Raw genomic sequence first — 20,443 nt, 5'->3', positions numbered from 1 at the left:
TCTCTATATTGTAGCAAAGCAGCTCCCTTTTTTTCGTTTGCTGCAAGATAGCCTCATTCAGGCTATTTACCCAGTCGCGCTATACTTTTTCACCCCAGTGATAAAAGGTTTAACATGAACGCCGCTGCACTTTCCATCCTCACTCTGCTGACATCACCCCTGTTAAATGCTTCGAGCATTGCATCTCACCCCGACAGCTCTTCACTAATTGTCTACAACGGGAATATAGGACTCGTACACGAGAAGAGAGGATTATCACTTGACAGCGGCAAACAGTCGCTGATCTATCCCGATGTGGCAAGCAGTATCCAGACAGACAGTGTCAATGTCATTTTTCCCGACGGTGTATCACTCTATTCCCAACAGTACCGTTTCGATAAGATCACTGCACAGAAACTGGCAGAGGCCCATTTAGGCAAAGAGGTCAAATTTTACATCGAAACCGGCAGTGGGCTGATATATAAAAGCGGCAGTTTGCTTTCTGCAGATTCTCAGGCTGTTGTCAAAACAGCGCAAAGTGAGATCTATACAGTACCGGTATCTGCACTAATCTTTTCCTATATACCAAGTGAATTGATCACAAAACCCTCTTTGATCTGGAACATCGACACACCAAAAATAAACAGGGGCATCCTCTCCCTTGACTATCTTGTCAATAACATCTCTTGGAAGAGTGACTACACACTCAAGCTCTCTCAAAAAAGCGTTGATCTTAGCGGGTGGATCACCATCGACAACCGCAGCGGCAAAGCGTTTAAAGAGACCAGGGTGAATGTCCTGGCCGGTGATATCGACCGCGTCCAAGAACCCAAAAAGCGTTTGTATATGGCAAAAGCGGCAGTCGCCGAGATGGACGCTCCCGCGGTCCAAGAGGTTTCACATGAAGGGTACCATCTTTACCAGATCCCTTTTCCGGTCACACTACCCAATAATCAACAGACTCAGATCAAATTCGTCGACATCAAAAACATCCCCGTTAAACGGAAATACAAGGCCAAATTCAGCAATCCGTTCTACTTGCAGGGAGAAGCGAAACATACCATCAGCCAATATCTGGAGATCGAGTCCCTCGACAGGCCTCTGCCGATGGGAACTGTACGCAGCTATTCAAAAGAGAAAGAGACTACCCTGCTTTTAGGTGAGAGTGCTATCGCCCATACGCCCAAACACGAAAAGATCGCGATCACTCTCGGCAAAAACTTCGATCTTCATGCTACAGAAAAGACCCTGAGCAGCAACAGCGACCGGTACTATATGGACAAAACAGTCTACTATGAACTGGGCAACCGATCTAAAGAGTCCAAAACAGTGGAACTGCTTGTTCCTTTCATCAAAAATGACAAAGGACAAAGCAGTGTGGCTACGAAACAGCAATACCGTTGGGAAAATGCCAACCTGCTCTCATTTCAGGTCTCAGTAAAAGCCGACAGTAAACAAAGTTTTGAGGTCCATTACAGAGCGAAAAAACAATAGAATAGTGAATAGTGAATAGTGAATAGTGAATAGTGAATAGTGAATAGTGAATAGTGAATAGTGAATAGTGAATAGTGAATAGTGAATAGTGAATAGTGAATAGTGAATAGTGAATAGTGAATAGTGAATAGTGAATAGTGAAAGATGGCAAAACCCATCTTATCCCCACCTGAACTTGAAAAGTTTCAGATTGGGTGCAGATTGTGCCGAACTAAGGCCGAAGGCGCACTGATGTGCGTCGAGCGCCGCAGTCCGGTGCAAGATGTGCCGAAGCTGGAACTTTTAAACGCGTGCTTCTTCGCGGCGTTGCAGATAGTCCCATTTTGCATCTACGCGCTCTTGCCACTCTTTAATAAGATATTTGTATTCATCTTTGAAAAGGTGCTTGAAACGGCCCTGTGCAGCAAGGTATTCTTCTACCGGTACAACATTTTTAGGACGGTACGTGATGTTCAGCTCTGTCCCGTTGATGATCTCATACAGCGGGAATACGAGGGAATCGGTTGCAAGGTCCGTAATTGCCATTGTATCTTCAGGGGCAAATTTCCATTCCGTTGTACAGGCTGAAACGGCATTGATAAATACCGGACCTTCTACTGACATACCGTGTTGGATCTTCTTGACCATATCTTTCCATTTATTTGGAGAGACTTGCGCAACGTATGGCGAACCGTGTGCCGCCATAATGGCCATCATATCTTTTTTGTTCTGCTTTTCACCGTAACTAACGCGACCTGCAGGTGATGTTGTAGCAGATGAACCGATCGGTGTAGACGATGAACGCTGCCCGCCTGTGTTCGCATAGACTTCATTGTCAAGTACAACGTACATCATGTCATGACCACGTTCAAAACATCCTGAAATCCATTGGAAACCGATATCATAAGAGGCACCATCACCACCAAAAGCAACAAACTTAGGGTTGCGATCCGGTTGTTTCAATCGCCCTTTCGTTTTAAGTGCTTTGTGCATTGCTTCTGCACCGGCAACAGCAGTCGATCCATTTTCAAAGCCGATATGAATCCATGAAGCATCCCACGATGTATATGGGTAAACCGCTGTACATACTTCAAGACAACCCGTTGATGCTGCAAGAACCAGATCATCATTCGTTGCATTCAGTACTTCACGTACAATAATAGAGTGCGCACATCCCGGACAAAGAAGGTTTGCACCTTCGAAACGGTCCGCTGATGTCGAGAACTCTTTTAAGTTTTTAATTTTTTTAATTTCACTCATACTGTTCTCCTATAAAAATGCCAGTTTCGGACCGCGAACGCCGATAAACTGTTGTAGTGGTGTTGTTACTTTACCGGCATCAACATTCGCCTGAAGTTCCGTGTAAAGGTCAACAAGGTGTTGTTTAGTCAAATCACGCCCGCCAAGACCGTAAACATAACCGGAAAGAAGTGCACGACTCTCAGTATTGTAAAGTGTTCCTGCAATCTCGTTGAAAAGAGCACCCGGTGCGCCATTTGGAGATGAACGGTCAAGTGTAGCGATCGCTTTAGCACCCTTAAGTGCTTCTTTAATCTGTTCAAACGGGAATGGACGGAATACACGAAGACCGACGACACCTGCTTTTATACCTTGTGTACGCATCTCCTTGGCAACTTCACGCGCTGTCTCAACCGAAGTACCCATACAGATAACAGCAACATCTGCATCGTCCATATCATACGATTCAACAATGTTGTATTTGCGGCCTGTCAATGCTTCAAAGTCATCAAACGCAGCTTGAACTTTTGGCAGTACTTTTGTCATCAGGTCATTGTGCTGACGCGCTTTGTGCTCAAAGTGCCAATCTTCTTCCGTCTGAACACCGTGAGTAACCGGGTGGTCAAAGTCAAGCATATCGTTCATCGGTTTAAAGTCTCCGACAAAACCGTACGCTTGATCATCAGTCAACGTATTTACACCTTGTGCCGTGTGTGACGTCATGAAACCATCCTGGTGAACCATACATGGAAGACGTACATCATGATCTTCAGCTACTCTAAAAGCGATAAAGTTCAAGTCGTATGCTTCTTGCGGAGAGTACGCATCAAGCTGAATCCAACCGCTATCGCGGCCCAGGTACATGTCAGAGTGGTCACCATTAACATTAAGCGGTGCCGCAAGTGCGCGGTTAACAACGTTAAGGATGATCGGCAAACGCATACCGGATGCCTGGTACAACGTTTCAACCATCAAGGCAAAACCTTGACTTGACGTCGCTGTTGCGACACGCCCACCGGCAGCAGAAGCACCGATACATCCTGACATAGCAGCATGTTCAGACTCAACCATTACAAATTCGCCTTCGACATAACCGTCAGCTAAAAACTTTGCATAACCTTCAACAATCGGTGTTGACGGCGTAATCGGATATGCTGCAACGACATCGATCTGTACTTGGCGCATAGCTTGCGCCGCGGCAAAGTTACCGTCCCATACTTCAACGTCACGTAATTCCATTTTATCAAATGCCATTATTTTTCCCCTTTATCTTTCTCAGGCCAACCAGCAAGTTCTGCCTCTTCATCTGCTTGTTCCGGGAACATCAATAGTGATTTAGGGTTTGTAGGACAAACCTCTACACAGATGCCGCATCCTTTACAGTGATCCATATCGATACCGATCATCTTCTTGTCACGAGAAATAATTGAAATATCGGGACAATAGATCCAACAAAATTGACAATCAATACAGTAATCTTTGTTGAATATCGGTTTTTCAATACGCCAGTCTGCTACACTCGCTGTAAACGAGTTATTACTTGAGTAATTACGATCTTCTTGAGGTGTTGTCGCGATATCTTTGACTTCTCCGTCAAATGAACGAAGCATAGCGCCGATTTCAAATTCATCCCATCCGTTATTTTGCATCTATTGCTCCTTATTTCACTTCATCATACGCACGTTGGATAGCAAGCATATTTGCGTCAACAATCTTCTGTGGCAGTTTTGCAAGAATTCTTTGCATACTTTCTTTAAAAAACTCGATGTCATACATCTTAGAGATCTTCATAAATGCACCTAACATTGGTGTGTTTGGAATAGCACGGCCGATAGTCTCTTGTGCGATCTTGATGCAGTCAACCGTGTAGACTGTCTTACCTTCAAGTTTTGGTTGAGATGCGACCAGTTCTTCCGTACTCATATGTGTTGTAATAATAAATACCGTGTTCTCTTTTGCATTAACCGTAACATCAGTTGTATAAACAAGAGCCGGATCGATTACAAAGACATAATCAGGTTCCATATATTTTTCATGATTCATGATTGGTGCTTCATCGACGCGGTTATAGGCTGTCATTGCCGCACCGCGTTTTGCAGAGCCGTAAAATGCGAATGCTTGAACATGCTTCCCTGTTGTTGAAATAACATCAGCTAAACCTTTGGCACCAGTTACCGCACCCTGACCCGCACGACTGTGCCATCTAATCTCTAGCATGAATTCTCCTTAAATTGATTACAAAGAATTATTCATAATTCTATATATGCTAGCATTTTATGTATTTTGCTCTTAAATCTAGCTTCACCTTTTTTGCTTAGAAAAAAGGGTGGTGTTAACGTCACAATTATGCCAGTTTTGCGATGTATTTGACAGCTTGTAGAGCATTATTTTCGATAATATTAGTTAATGTTTGTAATTGCTCCAGATTATCATAACCGCTCAGAACCCCGATGCTCTTGATCCCCGCGTTGTTAGCAGAAGCAATGTCCAGACGGGTATCGCCTATCATCCAGCATTTTTCTTTTACTCCCTGCATCTGCGCTATTGCTCTGTCTATCGGTTCGGCATGAGGCTTCGGGTTTTGGACATCTTCTCGACCGATCAATACATCAAAATGGTGCATCAATCCGAAATGTTCCATCAGTACGCGAGAGTATTTTCCGGTCTTGGTCGTAACGATTCCGAGACGGGCAAATTTCTTGGCCTCTTCAACAGCTTCTATCGCTTCAGGCAGGAGTACTGTTTTCTGTGTTGATATCTCGCGATAATGCTCTTTATAGGTGTGGACAAAGTCCCAGACCTTCGCTTCTTCGATGCCCAACTCTGCATACATCACATCCAATGGATGCCCTATCAATGCCTTGATCTCTTCATCCTTGGGATGGGGATGTTTATGCAGATCAAATGAGTTATGAAAACTCTCCAATATCGCTTCCGTCGAATCGATAAGCGTCCCGTCTAAATCAAATAAAATTGTCAAATGTATTTCCTTCCACTTTAGAGAAAATAGTGCTACTACTACTCTATTTCCCACTCTATGTAATTGTGCCAAATACCGTTTATCGCTGGTTCGATATACTTGATCTTTTTATCGACTACGGTAATCGCGTTAGGGATAAACAGAAACATATAGGGGTTGTCATTCACCACATCCGCAAAGATCTCCTGCTGGATCTTTGCAAGTCTATCCCGCTCAACAGTTCCCTGCATCGTTTCGATCAACTTATCCACTTTCTTGTTGTGATAGCCGATAAAATTAAAACCGCCCTGCTTGTCGCTTTCACTGTGCCATAAGAGATAGGGATCAGGCGAAAGGGAGAGTGACCAGCCGAGCAGTACTGTCTCAAACTCTCTGGGAAAAACCACCGTATTTAAAAAAGCCTGCCACTCCATCACACGAAGCGTTACCTCAACACCCGCCTTGGCAAGCTGATGCTGCAGGATCTCTGCTGCATACGGACGGATCGGACTTGAATTTGACGTGGCTATCTCGAAGCTGAGCGGGTTGTTTTTATCATATCCCGCCTCTTTTAAGAGTGCAACAGCGCGTTCTAAATCGGGGACAGGCGCTTTGACCTCGCTGTTAAACGCTGGACCGCCCGGCAGGAACGGCCCCGTGCAGACCTGCCCGTGTCCCATAAACAAAATATCGACCAGTTCCTCTCTGTCAACAGCCAAAGAGAGTGCTTCGCGCACACGCGGATCTTGAAACTTCTTGTGTCTGAGGTTAAACCCCAGGTAGGTGTAGGCATGTGCGATCTCTTCGATCACCTTGAAATCATTGAAAAAACTCTTCTCTATCTGCCGTTCAATCTGTATTGCTTCAAGTGTGCCGATATCCACCTTTTTTGTCTTGAGCATCAAAAAACGTGTATTCGCATCGGGAACAACATGATAGATGATCTTATCGATTTTGGGTCGGTGTTCAAAGTACTCGCTATAGGCATCGAGCTCAATATTTTTAGAGAATTCAAGTTTGCTTAAGCGGTAAGGGCCCGTTCCGACAGGATGGGTATTAAAGTCCGAGCTCATAATACGCTTCTCATCTTTAAGCAGATGGTAGGGCAAAACACCGCTCATCCATAGCTCAAGTGCTTTAAAATAGGGTTTTGTATAGACGACCCTTAACGTTAGGTCATTCACAATCTCCACCGATTTTACCATGCGGAAGTTCGACGTATAGGGTGAGACCACCTGAGGTGAATTGATCAGTTCATAGGTAAAAAGCACATCTTGTGCGCTAAAGGGTGCCCCGTCTTGCCATTTAACCCCGTCGCGCAGTTTAAATACAAGCGTGACATTGTCTTCAAAATAGAAGTTCTCTGCCAGATCCCCGATAATCTGCTTACCGTCTTTATCATATTTGACCAAGCCGTTGAAGATGTGGCCTGCGATCTCCGAACTAGCTGCATCGGTCGCCAAAATGGGATTAATCCGCGACGGGTTGGAAGAGGTGCTCAGATGGAGGGTCGAAGCAGCCAAAAAGAGTGGAAAAAGTAAAAACAGCAGTTGTTTCAAAGGCGTACTTTTTTGAACGGATTATACCATAGCGGATGCTTTCGAAAAAGCGAAGAGAACTCGTTAGAGACTCTGACCGTTGACAGTTGCTTTACCGTCGTGCAGCGTGATATCGAAGAGGACAGCGTCGCCCTCTTTCTTTGCAAACATATCAGCCATGCTGAAATTCCCCTGCGTCCGCATAAAGTCGTAAAAGGAGGAAGCGAACTGCAGTTTTGCACTGATATCGATATTTTGCAGCAGTGCCATCGGTGTCATCTGCATCTTTTGAATCAGGTTGCCATCTTCTTTCACGATGATATCGACCTTATGATCAAAACCATTCATCAGACCCGAATCCTTGATCGCGATCTTGTCAACACTCAGTTTGTTCACGTGCAGGTTAAATCCTTTTGCCACCACGCCTAATGAAGCCAGCAGTGTATGCTGAGAAGAGGTACCCACCTGTTCCGAAGCTTGTTGGAATGATTCATACGCCACTTCATCAATGTCATCCGCATCCATATCAAACATAAAGTTTTCTAACTCCAGTGAACCATTTAGGTCTTGAAGTTTAAAATGTTTTACATTAGCATTAACGGTCATCGCCAGCTTGGCGTTCTCGACTTTTGACTTAGAAAGTGTCGTCATCTCGGAGGCATCAATATGTACATTCGTCTGGCTGTCTACAAATGCGAAATGAAGTGCATCCGCCTTATAGTTAAGATCAAAACTATTTTTTGCACCGAAAGTACTGCTGCTTTTGAGGTTATGAAGCGTCAGTTTCATCGTAGCATCATCGGGTAAAGAGAAATCAACATCGGCATTTTTGACATGCAGTTCAATGCTGTCAGGTTCAACCAGGGTACCGCTTCCCGTAAAGGTCGCCGCTTCAAAAACGATCATCGCTGCCTTGCCGTCTTGAAAAACGAGCTTCTTATTAATGTCTTTGATATTGCCTTTGAACGTTGAAGCGGCCATATTGTAATCCATGTGATACATGAATTCTCTGTTATCAAGCATCGCGACCATCTGCGTATAAAGCGTCGCATCTTCAGCCTTCATTCGATCGCCAGCCTCTTTCGAAAAAGCCACCGGATAAAGGTCGAGACTGATATCATTATTGTACAGCAGGTTTGAATAGGTCACGTCGGCAGCCATCACCACATCGTCAAGCATCGCATGCAGATAAGCCGGAACCTGGGTTTTAGAAAAACTGTTAAGATAATTCTCAAATGCGACTGGATCCTCAAGCGCAAATTCGTAATGGCTCCTGGTTGTCAGGTAGGTTGACCCGTTATCCTGGCGCTTGACCTGCACACCGTTCGCATTGAGCATAGCAACACGTTCATTGATCATTTTCTCGACACTCATATTTCCGACCAACGGCAGCGCAGCAAGCAGGGCGATAATAACCGCAGCGGCAATCAGCACTTTTTTGAACATTTTGGTTCCTTGTTATTGGGTGGGTGCATTATACAGAATGTTTATGGATAAAAAGAAAATAGCAGAACCTGTACTTGTACAAGGAAGTTGTTTTGTCTGCTTTACGCCGGCAGAGAAAAAAAGGTGTCAATATTTGTCAGTGAGAGGACTAATCTTCCAAACTACTGATCGGTAAAAATTGATTTTTTTCCGGATCATAATAGTCTATATTCCCGTTTTCAATATCATAATACCAGCCATGAATATGGACTTCACCGCTGTCGACCCGTCTCTGAACCGACGGGTAGGTCAGAAGATGTTCCAATTGCGTGATGATAGAGAACTGCTCCGTCAGACGAAGAAGCCTCTCTTTCTCCGCATTATGGCCCAGAGCGATCAACGCCATCGATTTCGCTTTTTCGCCGAGTTTCAACCAATGTTTTGTATGGATCAGCTCCGGATCATCTATCGTCTCAAAAAGACTTTCACAGGCACCGCAATGTGTGTGCCCGCAGATGATGATATCTTTGACTTTCAAAACACTGACCGCATACTCTATTGCCGAAGCGGTGGAGTGATAATCTTCATCGGGTCGGAAAGGGGCAACAAAATTTCCTACATTGCGTATGACAAAAAGATCGCCTGGTTTGGATTGCATAATCAGGTCGGGAATGACACGCGAGTCTGAACAACCGATATAGAGAACCTTTGGTTGCTGCCCATGTTTCGCCAGTTTTACTAACTCTTTTTCATTAGATTTAACATAGCTTTTTTGAAAGAGCTCATTCCCTTTAATCAATGTTTCAGTGACCAAACCATCTTTCCTTACAGAGCAAAATATTAAAAAGTATATCCTATTTTGACTGTTTCTGAAACAGATTGAGAGAAGTTTTTTGAAAATTTGATGGCAAAAAAGGGATAGTATCCAAAGCAGTTTGACACTGCTTCAGGAACAAAAAAGATTGGACTTAATTTGACTCGATTTGACGGTCAAACAGCTCTTGTACTGGACGCTCATTATCGACATAGTATTTTCGGAAAGCTTCGATCTGATCTTTCGATGCCTGTGCCGGTTGCTTAAGCAGATACCACTGTACGTTCTCGGAACACGGCGGTGTGGTCAATGAACCGATATAGTGGTAGTAGTGTGCCGTATCTTCCGGTAAAAGGTCTTGCGGATCAACTCTTATCTCTGCGCCGATATTTCCCAGGATATTATCGAGAACGGCGTTATTTTTACCCTCTTCAAAGAAGACCGCTACAACGGCCAGCTGTTTAGTCTCCGGATTTTGGTGAACAAGGTGCGCGACCATGTCATAACGTTTGCCGTCGACGGTATGTTCGCTTTTGCCGTGAAAATGAAACTGTAAAAGCGTGAACTTTTCGCCGTGAAGCGTGATCGTACCACCCTTGTTAGGTGTCACCTTGATAGAGTGACCGTTATCGATCACCTTGGCCGTAGTGTGGACATCTTCAGCCAGTGATAGGTCATACTGGTGGTTCATCTCTATCGTCTTGCCTGGGATGATGTTGATCGGAGACTGATGGTGCCCCGTACCGCAGGTCTTGGAGAACTCTTCCCAGTGTGCCGGGCCGTTTTCAGAGTAGTCCCAGTGCTTTTCATGCGATGCACCGTGTGCCTTTTCCGCCTCTTCGTGTGCTTTAACTTCTGCTTTGTGCGAAGCACATCCGCTGATCATCAACGCTGCTGCTGCACTTATCATTAAGATTGTCTTTTTCATGTATGGTTCCTTTTTTAAAATTTGTAGTTTGCAATGACACGATACTGTGTCAGTTTGTCGATCTGAGAGATCGATGCACCTGCATCGCCGGCTTTTATATCGGCGTCGGCAGCGGTGTTGCCGGCATTATTGCTGACCCAGATCCCTTTGAGGGCCAGGTCAAACTTGCCGATGCCGTATGCCAGGACAAGGTTGATGTCCTGCTGTGCATCGGTAAAGTTGCTGTTGTCATAATAAGCATATGACAAAACAGATTTGAAACCCTTGACGCCTGTAAAGTCATACTTCTGGGTGTATGCCGCTTTATAACCGGATGTCCCCGCAATATAGCCGCCGCTGCTTGTCAGACCTTTTCCGTAGTTGGAGGTAAAGAGGTCGTTCGAGGTGATCATGTCGGTAAAGAGCGGCGTACCGTCCCACGGCATAACAAGCGAGTTGTGCTCGTTTGAACGGGAACCCAGTACGTTAGTGTATGCCACCAGGAATGAACTTTCATGATAGTTCACACCCGCTTTCAAACCGAAAAAACGGCTATTGATCTTACCGCCGTAAGCCGCTGTGTCTGCGTCCATAGCGCCACGAGAATAGCCGACACCGTGCTGGTGCATTCCCTGAACAGCAGCCGTCCAAGAGAGCGCTTCATTGACCTGATGGTTATGCACCGCATCGAAATAGGTCGTGTTCATAAAGTCTTTGGAGTAATAGTCGTAGAGGCGGACAGCATGATGCGCATCATGCCACTCGAAATAGGAAGGGAGGACATTTCCGCTTCTGTGACCGGTGATCTCTTCGGTCTTATCGCCAAGCGCATGCTCGACAATATTGACAAACCGACTTGAGGTTCGCTGCTTGAACTTGTCCAGATAACCGCCGCCGATCTTGATGCCGTTTTCGAACGCGTATGAAAAGTCGCCCCCTTCAATAGTCGAAGGCAACATTCTGACCTCTTTGGCATTGACCAACGGGGTTTTTATGGTCTTACGACCGTACCAGACATCTACGCCCTGATATTGGTAGTCAAGATAGGCTTCGCCTAAAACCGAAAAACCCTCCTGCGCTACCGGATCACCTGCAGGCAGACCCTTCTGAACGGCATTGTCACGACCGATAATCGAGGTATCGACACTGTCCGGTAACGCGAAGGGGTTGGTCGTCATAAAGGTCGCACCGAGAGTGAAACCGTAGAGGCTTCCGGTTATATAGCCCAGCTGACCGCCGACGGAATTGGCATAGGCACTGCTCTCCAGACCTGAAGCACTGTGCTCTTTATTGGTCTCAATAAAATAGTATTTGATATTACCGTGTGCTTTGCCCTCGCTGAACCATGAGTCCAGTGACTCTGCACCGTAAAGTGTTGCGGCCAACAATCCGGATAAGATGATCGTTTTTTTCATTTAACACCTTGCATAAAAACTTATACATGTATTTTATCTGAATACATCAAAACACAATAATCAAATATATTGAATAAAAAATGAAGCAAATATTATTAAAAAAGATAAAAAAGCGTAAAGTTGAAAATGTTGGAAATTTGGAGGAGAAGGGGAAACAGCGCCAAAAGGCACTGTAAAGAAACGATTAACGTTTAGAGAACTGAGGAGAACGGCGTGCTTTGCGCTTACCTGGTTTCTTACGTTCAACAACACGTGAATCACGGGTCATCATGCCTTCTGGTTTCAAGATCGCACGGAATGAGTCGTCAAATTTGACAAGTGCGCGAGAGATACCGTGACGAAGGGCGTCTGCTTGACCACCGAAACCGCCACCAAGAGTAACGGCTACGATATCAACAGAAGTCTCTTGTTTGGTAAGAGCCAACGGTTGTTTAACACGAAGTTTTTTCGCTTCAAGACCACCCAACCATGCGTCTAGTGAAAGACCGTTGATTGTGATGTTACCTGTACCTGGTGTTAACCATACTTTAGCGATAGACGATTTACGACGTCCAGTTGCGTAGATTTTTGACATCTATCAATCCTTACTTAGAAATTTGCGCAGTGTGAGGATGCTCAGCACCAGCGTAAACTTTTAATTTTTTCAACATTGCACGACCAAGCTTCGTTTTTGGAAGCATACCGCGTGTTGCAAGTTTGAACAGTTTTTCCGGGTTGTTTTCCAGAAGATCTGTCATCTTAACGCTCTTAGTAGAACCGAAGTAACCACTGTGAGAGAAGTACTCTTTGTTTGCAAGCTTGCCTGCACCGTTGAATTTTGCTTTAGAAGCGTTGACGATTACAACGTAATCACCACAGTCAACGTTCGGCGTATAGTACGGTTTGTTTTTACCACGAAGGTGTGTTGCAACCTCAGTGATTAGACGACCGAAAGTTTTACCTTCAGCATCGATCAAGATCCAATCTTGTTTAATCTGCTCAGGTGTTGCAATTTTTGTAAATTTCATATTGCACCCTTTATAATTTTTTGATAGCGGAAGTATAGGGGAATAACCTTAATTAGTACTTAAATTAAGGTTTTTATAAGAATTTTGAGCGTTTTTACTCTATGCAATCTCGACAGATACTATTTATAGGCTGTCGCCAGAAAAACGTCGTAGGTCCGGCTGTTCTCTTTTTCGAAGGTGTGCACCGTATAGAAATGTATATTCTTAAAGCCGGCCGACTCAAGTTTCGAGCGGAACTCCTCGCGCTCAAACCCGAAGTGGAACACCCCATCGTTGCCGTCGCTGTGGAAGGTTCCGTCCTCTTTGTCCAAATCGGCAAGCGCAACAAAACCACCGGGTTTTATGTGGTCATAGAAGACTTTCAGTATCTCGTCGGTATCTTCGACATGATGCAGCGCCATCGCGCTAACGATGCCGTCAAAGTCATCTTCGAGAGGCTCATGCAGAATGTTTTGGCAGTAGGCTGCCACCTTCCCCTGCAGCGAAGGTTTGACGACCAATTCATCGAGCATCCCCTGCGAAATATCGACGGCAGAGACCCTGGCGACCCGCGGGACCACATGTTCGGCCAGCAGTCCCGTACCCGCACCGAAGTCCATCAGATGCATCTCCGGTGTCAGTTCGACATGTTCTACGATGCCACTGCCGATATTACGTGCCAGCTGCGTACGCTTATCGCTTTTATCCCATTCTTTGGCGGCTTTGTCAAAACGTTCTGTCATCCTCTTCTCCTCGTAATCTCTGATGAAAGTATGCGACAGTTCGGCTGACGGGCAGATAAGTCCAGCCGCCAACCGATATTCTCTTATGTTTGTCCAAGCCGCACCTCTATCTGGCGTCACCCTGCACTTCGACGATCTCACACCCCTCTTCAAGCATATAGATAAGATATCCGGACACCTTCTCTTTGGTAATGCTTGCAATCGCCTGTTTATAGAAACTGACCTGTTTGTTATACTGCTCACTGTGGCCTTTGGCAGACTTGTAATCCATAACGACCCATCCATCCTCATGCTGTACCAAAAGATCGATATAACGCAGTTCGCCCTTGTAGCTAATGGCACGTTCTTTCGTGACTATACCACTGCTGAGTGCCTTGAATGTATCATCCTTCACAAGATGGCTGATCCGTCTTTGGATACTGACAAAATCAGCTTCGCTAAGATAGGCACCGTAACGGTTCATGGCAACACTGACCGCTTCTTCAATGGCACCGGCATCAAAACCGCCCATCATTTCCATCGTATAGTGCAGCGCAAGACCGAACTCGATGGCGTGCTGGTCTTTATCCTCCTCCTCGTTCTCCTCTTTGATGATCTCACTCTGTTGACCGTAGTTGCACGCTTCATAGGCAAAGGGCTTACTCTCCGCTTGTACTGCAACACCCCGTTGTTCGATCTTTTCTTCGCCCCATATCTGCTCCTCCAGCGCCAAGATGTCAAATTTGGACTCTTTTGACTTTTGTATGATGTAAAGCCGGTTACGAGCACGGGTAAAGGCGACGTACAGGGCATGCATTGCATCCTCGTGATTCAAACGTTCCTCATCTTCCAAGGCTTGAGCGTACCCCAGATCAAAGCTGGCCCGTTTTTTCATTCGCAGATAGATCTTTTGAAGCGTGATCCCCTCATATTGATAGATGATCGTACTTGTATCGGCTTTCGCCCGTCCCAGTCTGTCCATGACAATGACATTTTCAAATTCCAGACCTTTCGATTTATGCACCGTCAATACCCGGACACCATGCAGGTCTGCCTGTGCCGCTGTAGCGTCAAGACGCTCGTACTCAAATAGGAACTGCTCAATGTCGCTGTAATTGCTTAGCAGCTGTAAAAAGAGCAGAAGGTTCAGGTCACCGTCAAAAAGCCTGTATTCATCTATCACCGTCAACAATTCGTCGGCAAGGTCGGACGCATTGATATTGCACGGCTTTAACGTTCCAACCTCCAGCTCCAAAAGGGCAAAGAAATTACGGGCGTAGATGTTCTCGTTGAAATAGGAGTACTTCAAATACTCTATCAGAGCACGAATGTTTTTTTGGTTGATCAAAAGAGACGTCGTCTCCGTCACGACATCAATGCCTAATTCCCGTAAAAGTGCTTCGACTTCTGTACCGTCGCGGTTTGTCTGTGTCAAGACAGCGATACTGTCCGGATCGGCCCCCTTCTCTATCAGAGCGAGGACCTTCTCCGCCATTCCCGCCAAAGCATCATCGTTGTTGATGACTTCGACATACCCTTCCCCGGCCTTGTCGCGCACCAGTTGCGGCTTATAGTTCCTAATCTTGTTTTCAAAGACCGTATTCACAAAACCGACCACGTTGGCATCGCTGCGATAGTTTGTCAGCAGGTTCTCCACTGTCACACCGTATTTGCCGGTGACGTGGTAGAAAAGCTCTTTGGTCCCGCCTCGGAAACGGTAGATGGACTGTTTTACATCCCCGACGATAAAAAGTGAACTGCGCTCGTTAATGCCCTTTCCGGAGGCGATCTCGTCGATGATCGGCTTGAGTATGTCAAACTGTACAACGGAAGTATCCTGAAACTCGTCGAGCAGCACATGGGCGATCTTCGCATCGAGTCTGAAATATAAGAACGCGCTGTCTACACGCTCTTTCAGAAGAGTGTAGACCAGGTTGGTAATGTCATCAAAAGAGAGTTCACTCTCCTCTTTCGCCACCATCATCTTCGCCTCTTCATAGATATCCAGAAGCGCCATAAGAGAGTGAAAGAACTGTGCCTCTTTGGCTTTCATGTAGTCTGGGAGCAGGATCTGAATCGTATGAAGACGTTCATCCATCTCCGGAGAAAAGCCTTTTTTGTACTGCCAATACTCCAGGGTGTCTTTCTCGATCCACGCTTTGGAAAGGATATCGTCAACGCTCTCACACTGCATTGTCTTTTTGGCACCGTCGGACATATTGGAAGCAAAAACCATGCTCTGCAGACTCGAGAAGTTACGCATGATCTCATTCTCAATGCTAATATAATCACGCTGCTGAAATTTCTGACTTTTCAGCTCTTTGCGTTTTGCGTAGAGCTCGTTAAGCAGCCCGAAGATGTCCGAAAGACGTTTCGAGGCCATGGTGGAAAGTGCAATCAGTTCACTCTCCTTTCCTTTAACATTGGCCAAGGTCAGGAACCGGGCCAGGATCTTGATCTCATGCTGTGATGCAAAAGTCGAGAAGGTCGGCATCAACCCCGCATGCAGGGAGAACTTGCGCAAAATCTTGGCAAAGAACTTGTCGATCGTCATCACCTTGGCATCGGACTTCAAAAACTGCGCCAAGACCTCTTGACGCAGCGTCAGGAGTGTCTCCACATCGATACCGGTGACACGGGCCACCTCAAAACGTTCATCACGTTCCTGAAAGTACATCAATGTCTCGACGATCCTCTCCTGCATCTCGTTGGCCGCTTTGTTGGTAAAGGTCAGAGCCAGAATCTTGTCGGCATCTTCCCCCATAAACAGCAGCGAGAGGTAGCGTACGACCAGGGAGAACGTCTTGCCCGCACCGGCACTAGCCTCATACGCGTGAAAAGGGATAAACTCAGACATTAGTGAAACCTTTGTGTACAGATCATACCGCTCAGAGGAAAAATAAGAGGTAAGATTGTTTTAGTTTTATTTGAAGACCTAGTTGTGACTAAGTTGAAAAGAAAAGTGAAGCAAGATTGCCTCTTATTTTCCCTCCCAAAGGGCAGTTGTGAGAGCGCTTTACTCCGCGTTAGACAACCTTCAACGTAGCTATGGCTATGCTGAAGAGCATCTGCCTTGATTAAAACGCTCTCACAACTGCTGAGTATATGATCTGTATACAAAGGCTTCACCCTCCCCTTTGGCAGAGGTAGGCGTATTCACAGTAGCTGCAGTCACTCAGCTTCTCTGTCATCTGGAAATCAAAATGTTTGGTCTCCCGCAGTTCATCCAGGACACTGTAGAGTTTTTCCAGTTTTTCGTTCAAGACCGGTTCATAGACGATCTTCCCGTTATTAAGGTCGTAAAAGCCGCAATTATTGACCTCACCCAATGTGCTCGCTAGCAGAAAGTAGAACTCCAGCTGAAAATCTTTTGCGCCCTCAAGCGTCTTTAGTGTGTAGGTCATATACTTGCCGCTTTTATAGTCCAATACTTCCAGGCCGTCCACCGTCATATCGATACGATCGACTACCCCGGCCAGTTTGATTCCCCTCGCCTCGGTCTCCAGCTTCTTCTCACAGGCGTGGACACGTGTCTCCCTGAAACGCTCGATCTCGCGTTCAAAAAACGGTTCCAGACGTTTCATCCAGAGTTTGTGCAAGTATTTGTCCAGTACACTTTTGCCGCTGCAGCTCTCCAGAGCCTTCGCCACTGCTTTTCTCAGTTCTGCGATGTCACTGAAACTGTTTTGCCCTTCATAGACAATTTTCAATGCCTCATGCAGGGCCGTTCCGACCTCATGTTCTTTCGGCATATCCTGGGCGATTTCATGGTTTTTGATGCCTTCGACATACTTATGATAAAACTTGCGTTTACAGGTCAGAAAGGTCTTTAGGCCTGTCGCTGAAAGAGAATGTTTGGTAAAGTCATACTCCCCCTCTATCGGGGTGAGTGGCCTTTTTTCATGGAACTGAACCGGCATGACGACTGGGGCGTAATACTCATCTTGTTGTCCGCCTCCCAATTCTAGTCCAAGCTGTGTCAAAAACCGCGAGGGGACGGAATCGCTTGAACTGACATACGCGATCATCACTTTGGAAGCCTGGGCGAAAAGCGAGTGGTAATAGAGCTTTTGCAGGTCTTCCCTCTCGCTGGTCGTCGGCAGACCTGCATTGTGTCTTGTAGTCGAGTTTAAAAAAAGATCTTTTTCGCTTTTACGCGGGACGACGCCCTCATTGAAGTTCACGACAATGACCCCTTCGTACTCCACCAAACGGGTCTCCAATACCCCCATCACCGTGATCTTGCCGCCGCGTACATCGTCAATGGACTTTGCCCTCAGCCGGTTGGCAAAGAGATGCAGGGCGGACTTCAAAGGCGACTCTTGCAAGAAGGGCAGGATCTTCTCAAAATAGTAGAGCTCTTCACGTACAATATCGATCACCGCCTGGTCATGCTCTTTCTCTAAAAACGGCTCCATCAGAGCCGAAAAGTCCAGACCGGAGACAGCGGAACGGTAGTTTGCATACAAGCCCTCAAGCAGTTCTACTCCGATACGATTCAGCCGGGCCCTGTTTTCAACCGTAGCGTTCTCCATATACTGCATCACCGCGTCAAGACTTTCGACAAAGATACTTTGCGAAAGTGGAATGCCCATAGCAAAGTTAAAGTTCCCCTCCGTATCAAAACGGCGCAGATGCTGCGCAAAGCTCTCATCGGGCAGTACCACAACGATCTTCTCGGGCGCCACCCCCTCTTTAATGAGGGCGTAGACCTTCTGTTTTATAAACCCGACTTGCAATAGTGACTGTGAAAAGCTCTCTACCGTGGCATTGATCTCTTCGTTATTAGGCCGGACATCATCAACTGCCATGGTCTGCAGGTTAATGCGCTGTGAACTGTTCTTTACCACTGGGACGCCGATCTTTACGAACTTGTTTGTCAGTTTTACATTAAACTCATTGGCACGGAAACGTAGGAAAAGAGGGATGATCTCGGCACATGAGGTTAATACTTCCAACTCAAAGTTTGTCAGGTATCCAAGGGCATAAAGCTCCACTTCGCCAAGCGTTTTCAGATAATTTTCATTGAGTTTGTAGTGCTGCGGCAGAAAGATCGGATCCAGTATCTTCTTCTCTTCGCAGAGATCTCTATAACGCCTGTGGAGCTCTTGAAGGATCGTTATGTGCTCTTCATAATCCCCGTAGGTATCGGCATATTCCAAACTTCCTATATCGACCAGTTCACCGCTCAACTCTTCATAAAAACGAAACAGATAGCTCGCATTTTGTGTAAAAGTAAAAAAGTTCCTCTCAATGTTCAGCGTTGCGAAGTTCTTAAAATCCGCCGCTTCGAGCAAAAGAAGCGTCCTTGTGTCCTCGTCTATTCGGTGATAACCTTTCACATGTATTGCCCGCTGCAAAAATTCGCCTATTGTCAGATAGTTGGAGAGAAACCCGTCGTGAGACTGTTCTTTCAAGATCTGTGACCGGATAGCACGTGAAGTAGGAAGGATGGTGGTTTTAAGAGACATTTATTACCTTGGTTTTCTTATAAAGAATTATAGTCAATTTATAGAAATAGGTCTGTTTTCTTGACAGAAGAGTGTATGGGGAGTGTAAAAGGAATGAAAAGCGTTAGACCCGGATGAGTCGTCTTTTAGACTGCCATAATGTTTACATTGATGACAGTCCAAAGCGAAAGAAAGTCGCGTGAACCCGGGTCAGTACTCAAACACGTTAGGATAACGCGTGTCTGCTTTTAGACTGTAATAGCGTTCATACCCGTTTACAACGATGTGAGCCATGATATTCCAGCGTCCCGTCAATGGAAGCTTTCCGGCGTTGAAAACATAAAGACCGTTCTCAATTGCCGGTGTATCCATAACGATATCGCTGTTGCGGTTGTCCGGTCTTGTCAGGACAATATTTATTTTCGCATCGTTTACACTCATACCCTCTTTGTCAGTGACCTTGTAAATGACGACCGCATTATCCTGGTTAAGCTCTTGACTGGCATAAACGATAGAATATTTTTTGTCAAAAGCGATTTGAGCGGCAATGATATCATTGGCGTTGGCATCATAATGGTGATAGTTCTGCATATCCATATCACTCATCTCTACAGGGTGCTGCACGGCTACGACGACAGTCATCACTGAAGCAGCGACAATCCCCAAGATCGATAAAACGATCGCGTAAGGCCAGACCTTACCTTGTGACTTCTTACTCATATTTTCCTACTTGTATCAGACTATTTTTCACTGTTTTCTTCATCTACTTTAGAACGAGAACTAAAGAACTTTCCTCTAATGTATTTTAATACAAAGAGTAGAAGTACACCATAAAAGATTAAACGAATGACATCAATAGCCATTTTATTTTCATTACCTGCTGCACTCTCAAGTTCAACGCCGTACGAGCCTGCTATCTGCTCCGCGATCTCGGAATAGCCGTTAAACATCGCAACGGCATACTTATTGACAATGTCGTCCCCCTTTGCCCTCTCTGCCAAGACAGGAAGGATAACACCACCGTAGTTGCTCATAAACTCTTTGATGTCATCAAAACTACGGGCAAACATAATGGAAGAGACGACGGCACCGATAAAGGTTGCATTGGGGCTTAGCACCTTCTCTTTGTCAAAATCATTGTAAAGTGATGTGGGACTGGCCAATATCTGCACCTGCTTTTTAAGCTCCACAAAGCTTAATATCACAGCCGGCTGCGGCAACTCTTTTGCAAGTGCCAACTCATAACCGGCAATACTCTGGTTTTCATCCAGGTCTCGAACCATAACAAGATAAAGGGAAACACCTGTCTTTTCATACAGTTCACTACCGATCTTGTCGATCTCTTCTGTAAAACTGTCTCTTTGAACAACATCGTCTTTGTATAGATACTCTGCAAAAAGGGTATTGGAAAGAAGAAGAGTGAGAATGAGGGCCGCTAGCCCTCGTGATTTACACAACTAAGTAACCCTAGCCGATAAACAGGTGATTTGGAGTCACAACGGCATACAGTGTGTATGCTGCCGCGATGATCAAACC

18 protein-coding genes are annotated in these 20,443 nt (G+C 45.6%); 1 reads left to right on the top strand and 17 read right to left on the bottom strand.

Annotated elements, in window-relative coordinates; genetic code table 11:
• Positions 1–114 precede the first annotated feature (114 nt).
• A complete protein-coding gene (locus WCY20_RS01400) occupies positions 115–1,473 on the top strand; it encodes a hypothetical protein (protein ID WP_345976468.1) in 1,359 nt (452 codons plus the stop codon).
• Positions 1,474–1,755: 282 nt separating this feature from the next.
• On the opposite strand, the gene WCY20_RS01395 is transcribed toward WCY20_RS01400, so the two are convergent.
• From WCY20_RS01395 to WCY20_RS01315, 17 genes are all read right to left on the bottom strand, one after another.
• The gene (locus WCY20_RS01395; RefSeq protein ID WP_345976467.1) at positions 1,756–2,712 is read right to left on the bottom strand and encodes a thiamine pyrophosphate-dependent enzyme; all 957 of its coding nucleotides are present in this window, start codon (positions 2,710–2,712) and stop codon (positions 1,756–1,758) included.
• 9 nt (positions 2,713–2,721) lie between these two features.
• Entirely contained in the window at positions 2,722–3,945 is a 1,224-nt protein-coding gene (locus tag WCY20_RS01390) for a 2-oxoacid:ferredoxin oxidoreductase subunit alpha (protein WP_345976466.1), read from the bottom strand.
• Complete coding sequence (locus WCY20_RS01385; protein WP_345976465.1) at positions 3,945–4,340, bottom strand: 4Fe-4S dicluster-binding protein; 396 nt, start codon at positions 4,338–4,340, stop codon at positions 3,945–3,947. The genes WCY20_RS01390 and WCY20_RS01385 overlap by 1 nt, the downstream gene beginning before the upstream one ends.
• 10 nt (positions 4,341–4,350) lie before the next feature.
• Entirely contained in the window at positions 4,351–4,908 is a 558-nt protein-coding gene (locus WCY20_RS01380; RefSeq protein ID WP_345976464.1) for a pyruvate flavodoxin oxidoreductase subunit gamma, read from the bottom strand.
• Between the two features lie 127 nt (positions 4,909–5,035).
• The gene (locus WCY20_RS01375; protein ID WP_345976463.1) at positions 5,036–5,671 is read right to left on the bottom strand and encodes an HAD family hydrolase; all 636 of its coding nucleotides are present in this window, start codon (positions 5,669–5,671) and stop codon (positions 5,036–5,038) included.
• A 38-nt stretch (positions 5,672–5,709) separates the two neighbouring features.
• Positions 5,710–7,209 (bottom strand): peptide-binding protein, encoded by a 1,500-nt coding sequence (locus tag WCY20_RS01370; RefSeq protein ID WP_345976461.1) that lies wholly within the window; start codon positions 7,207–7,209, stop codon positions 5,710–5,712.
• A gap of 63 nt (positions 7,210–7,272) precedes the next feature.
• On the bottom strand, positions 7,273–8,634 hold the full coding sequence (locus tag WCY20_RS01365) for a hypothetical protein (RefSeq protein WP_345976459.1): 1,362 nt from the start codon (positions 8,632–8,634) through the stop codon (positions 7,273–7,275).
• A gap of 148 nt (positions 8,635–8,782) precedes the next feature.
• Positions 8,783–9,427: a carbonic anhydrase gene (locus tag WCY20_RS01360; RefSeq protein WP_345976458.1), complete on the bottom strand. Its 645-nt coding sequence runs from the start codon at positions 9,425–9,427 to the stop codon at positions 8,783–8,785.
• 154 nt (positions 9,428–9,581) lie between these two features.
• Positions 9,582–10,355 (bottom strand): carbonic anhydrase family protein, encoded by a 774-nt coding sequence (locus tag WCY20_RS01355; RefSeq protein WP_345976456.1) that lies wholly within the window; start codon positions 10,353–10,355, stop codon positions 9,582–9,584.
• A 14-nt stretch (positions 10,356–10,369) separates the two neighbouring features.
• Complete coding sequence (locus WCY20_RS01350; RefSeq protein ID WP_345976454.1) at positions 10,370–11,749, bottom strand: OprD family outer membrane porin; 1,380 nt, start codon at positions 11,747–11,749, stop codon at positions 10,370–10,372.
• 184 nt (positions 11,750–11,933) lie between these two features.
• Positions 11,934–12,323: a 30S ribosomal protein S9 gene (gene rpsI / locus WCY20_RS01345; RefSeq protein ID WP_345976452.1), complete on the bottom strand. Its 390-nt coding sequence runs from the start codon at positions 12,321–12,323 to the stop codon at positions 11,934–11,936.
• Between the two features lie 10 nt (positions 12,324–12,333).
• The gene (gene rplM / locus WCY20_RS01340) at positions 12,334–12,756 is read right to left on the bottom strand and encodes a 50S ribosomal protein L13 (RefSeq protein WP_345976451.1); all 423 of its coding nucleotides are present in this window, start codon (positions 12,754–12,756) and stop codon (positions 12,334–12,336) included.
• A 119-nt stretch (positions 12,757–12,875) separates the two neighbouring features.
• Positions 12,876–13,478 carry a class I SAM-dependent methyltransferase gene (locus WCY20_RS01335; protein WP_345976449.1) on the bottom strand — a complete coding sequence of 201 codons (603 nt, stop codon included), beginning with the start codon at positions 13,476–13,478 and terminating at the stop codon, positions 12,876–12,878.
• 106 nt (positions 13,479–13,584) lie between these two features.
• The gene (locus WCY20_RS01330; protein ID WP_345976448.1) at positions 13,585–16,314 is read right to left on the bottom strand and encodes a RecB-like helicase; all 2,730 of its coding nucleotides are present in this window, start codon (positions 16,312–16,314) and stop codon (positions 13,585–13,587) included.
• Positions 16,315–16,582: 268 nt separating this feature from the next.
• Positions 16,583–18,928 carry a PD-(D/E)XK nuclease family protein gene (locus tag WCY20_RS01325; protein WP_345976446.1) on the bottom strand — a complete coding sequence of 782 codons (2,346 nt, stop codon included), beginning with the start codon at positions 18,926–18,928 and terminating at the stop codon, positions 16,583–16,585.
• Between the two features lie 189 nt (positions 18,929–19,117).
• Positions 19,118–19,627, bottom strand: coding sequence for a FixH family protein (locus WCY20_RS01320; protein WP_345976445.1), 510 nt, complete (start codon positions 19,625–19,627; stop codon positions 19,118–19,120).
• A 20-nt stretch (positions 19,628–19,647) separates the two neighbouring features.
• Positions 19,648–20,364 carry a 3-dehydroquinate dehydratase gene (locus WCY20_RS01315; protein ID WP_345976443.1) on the bottom strand — a complete coding sequence of 239 codons (717 nt, stop codon included), beginning with the start codon at positions 20,362–20,364 and terminating at the stop codon, positions 19,648–19,650.
• Positions 20,365–20,443 lie beyond the last annotated feature (79 nt).

The organism is Sulfurimonas sp. HSL3-7, from assembly GCF_039645985.1.
In the GTDB taxonomy this organism is placed as follows: domain Bacteria; phylum Campylobacterota; class Campylobacteria; order Campylobacterales; family Sulfurimonadaceae; genus Sulfonitrofixus; species Sulfonitrofixus jiaomeiensis.
The sequence above is the reverse complement of the archived record's forward strand: the minus strand, read 5'-3'. Positions and strand labels throughout refer to the sequence as shown.

Coding starts and splice junctions, on each gene's coding strand:
- WCY20_RS01355 (WP_345976456.1), bottom strand. CDS start 10,355: ATGAAAAAGACAATCTTAATGATAAGTGCAGCAGCAGCGTTGATGATC.
- WCY20_RS01320 (WP_345976445.1), bottom strand. CDS start 19,627: ATGAGTAAGAAGTCACAAGGTAAGGTCTGGCCTTACGCGATCGTTTTA.
- WCY20_RS01395 (WP_345976467.1), bottom strand. CDS start 2,712: ATGAGTGAAATTAAAAAAATTAAAAACTTAAAAGAGTTCTCGACATCA.
- WCY20_RS01365 (WP_345976459.1), bottom strand. CDS start 8,634: ATGTTCAAAAAAGTGCTGATTGCCGCTGCGGTTATTATCGCCCTGCTT.
- WCY20_RS01390 (WP_345976466.1), bottom strand. CDS start 3,945: ATGGCATTTGATAAAATGGAATTACGTGACGTTGAAGTATGGGACGGT.
- WCY20_RS01385 (WP_345976465.1), bottom strand. CDS start 4,340: ATGCAAAATAACGGATGGGATGAATTTGAAATCGGCGCTATGCTTCGT.
- WCY20_RS01325 (WP_345976446.1), bottom strand. CDS start 18,928: ATGTCTCTTAAAACCACCATCCTTCCTACTTCACGTGCTATCCGGTCA.
- rplM (WP_345976451.1), bottom strand. CDS start 12,756: ATGAAATTTACAAAAATTGCAACACCTGAGCAGATTAAACAAGATTGG.
- WCY20_RS01335 (WP_345976449.1), bottom strand. CDS start 13,478: ATGACAGAACGTTTTGACAAAGCCGCCAAAGAATGGGATAAAAGCGAT.
- rpsI (WP_345976452.1), bottom strand. CDS start 12,323: ATGTCAAAAATCTACGCAACTGGACGTCGTAAATCGTCTATCGCTAAA.
- WCY20_RS01400 (WP_345976468.1), top strand. CDS start 115: ATGAACGCCGCTGCACTTTCCATCCTCACTCTGCTGACATCACCCCTG.
- WCY20_RS01330 (WP_345976448.1), bottom strand. CDS start 16,314: ATGTCTGAGTTTATCCCTTTTCACGCGTATGAGGCTAGTGCCGGTGCG.
- WCY20_RS01380 (WP_345976464.1), bottom strand. CDS start 4,908: ATGCTAGAGATTAGATGGCACAGTCGTGCGGGTCAGGGTGCGGTAACT.
- WCY20_RS01350 (WP_345976454.1), bottom strand. CDS start 11,749: ATGAAAAAAACGATCATCTTATCCGGATTGTTGGCCGCAACACTTTAC.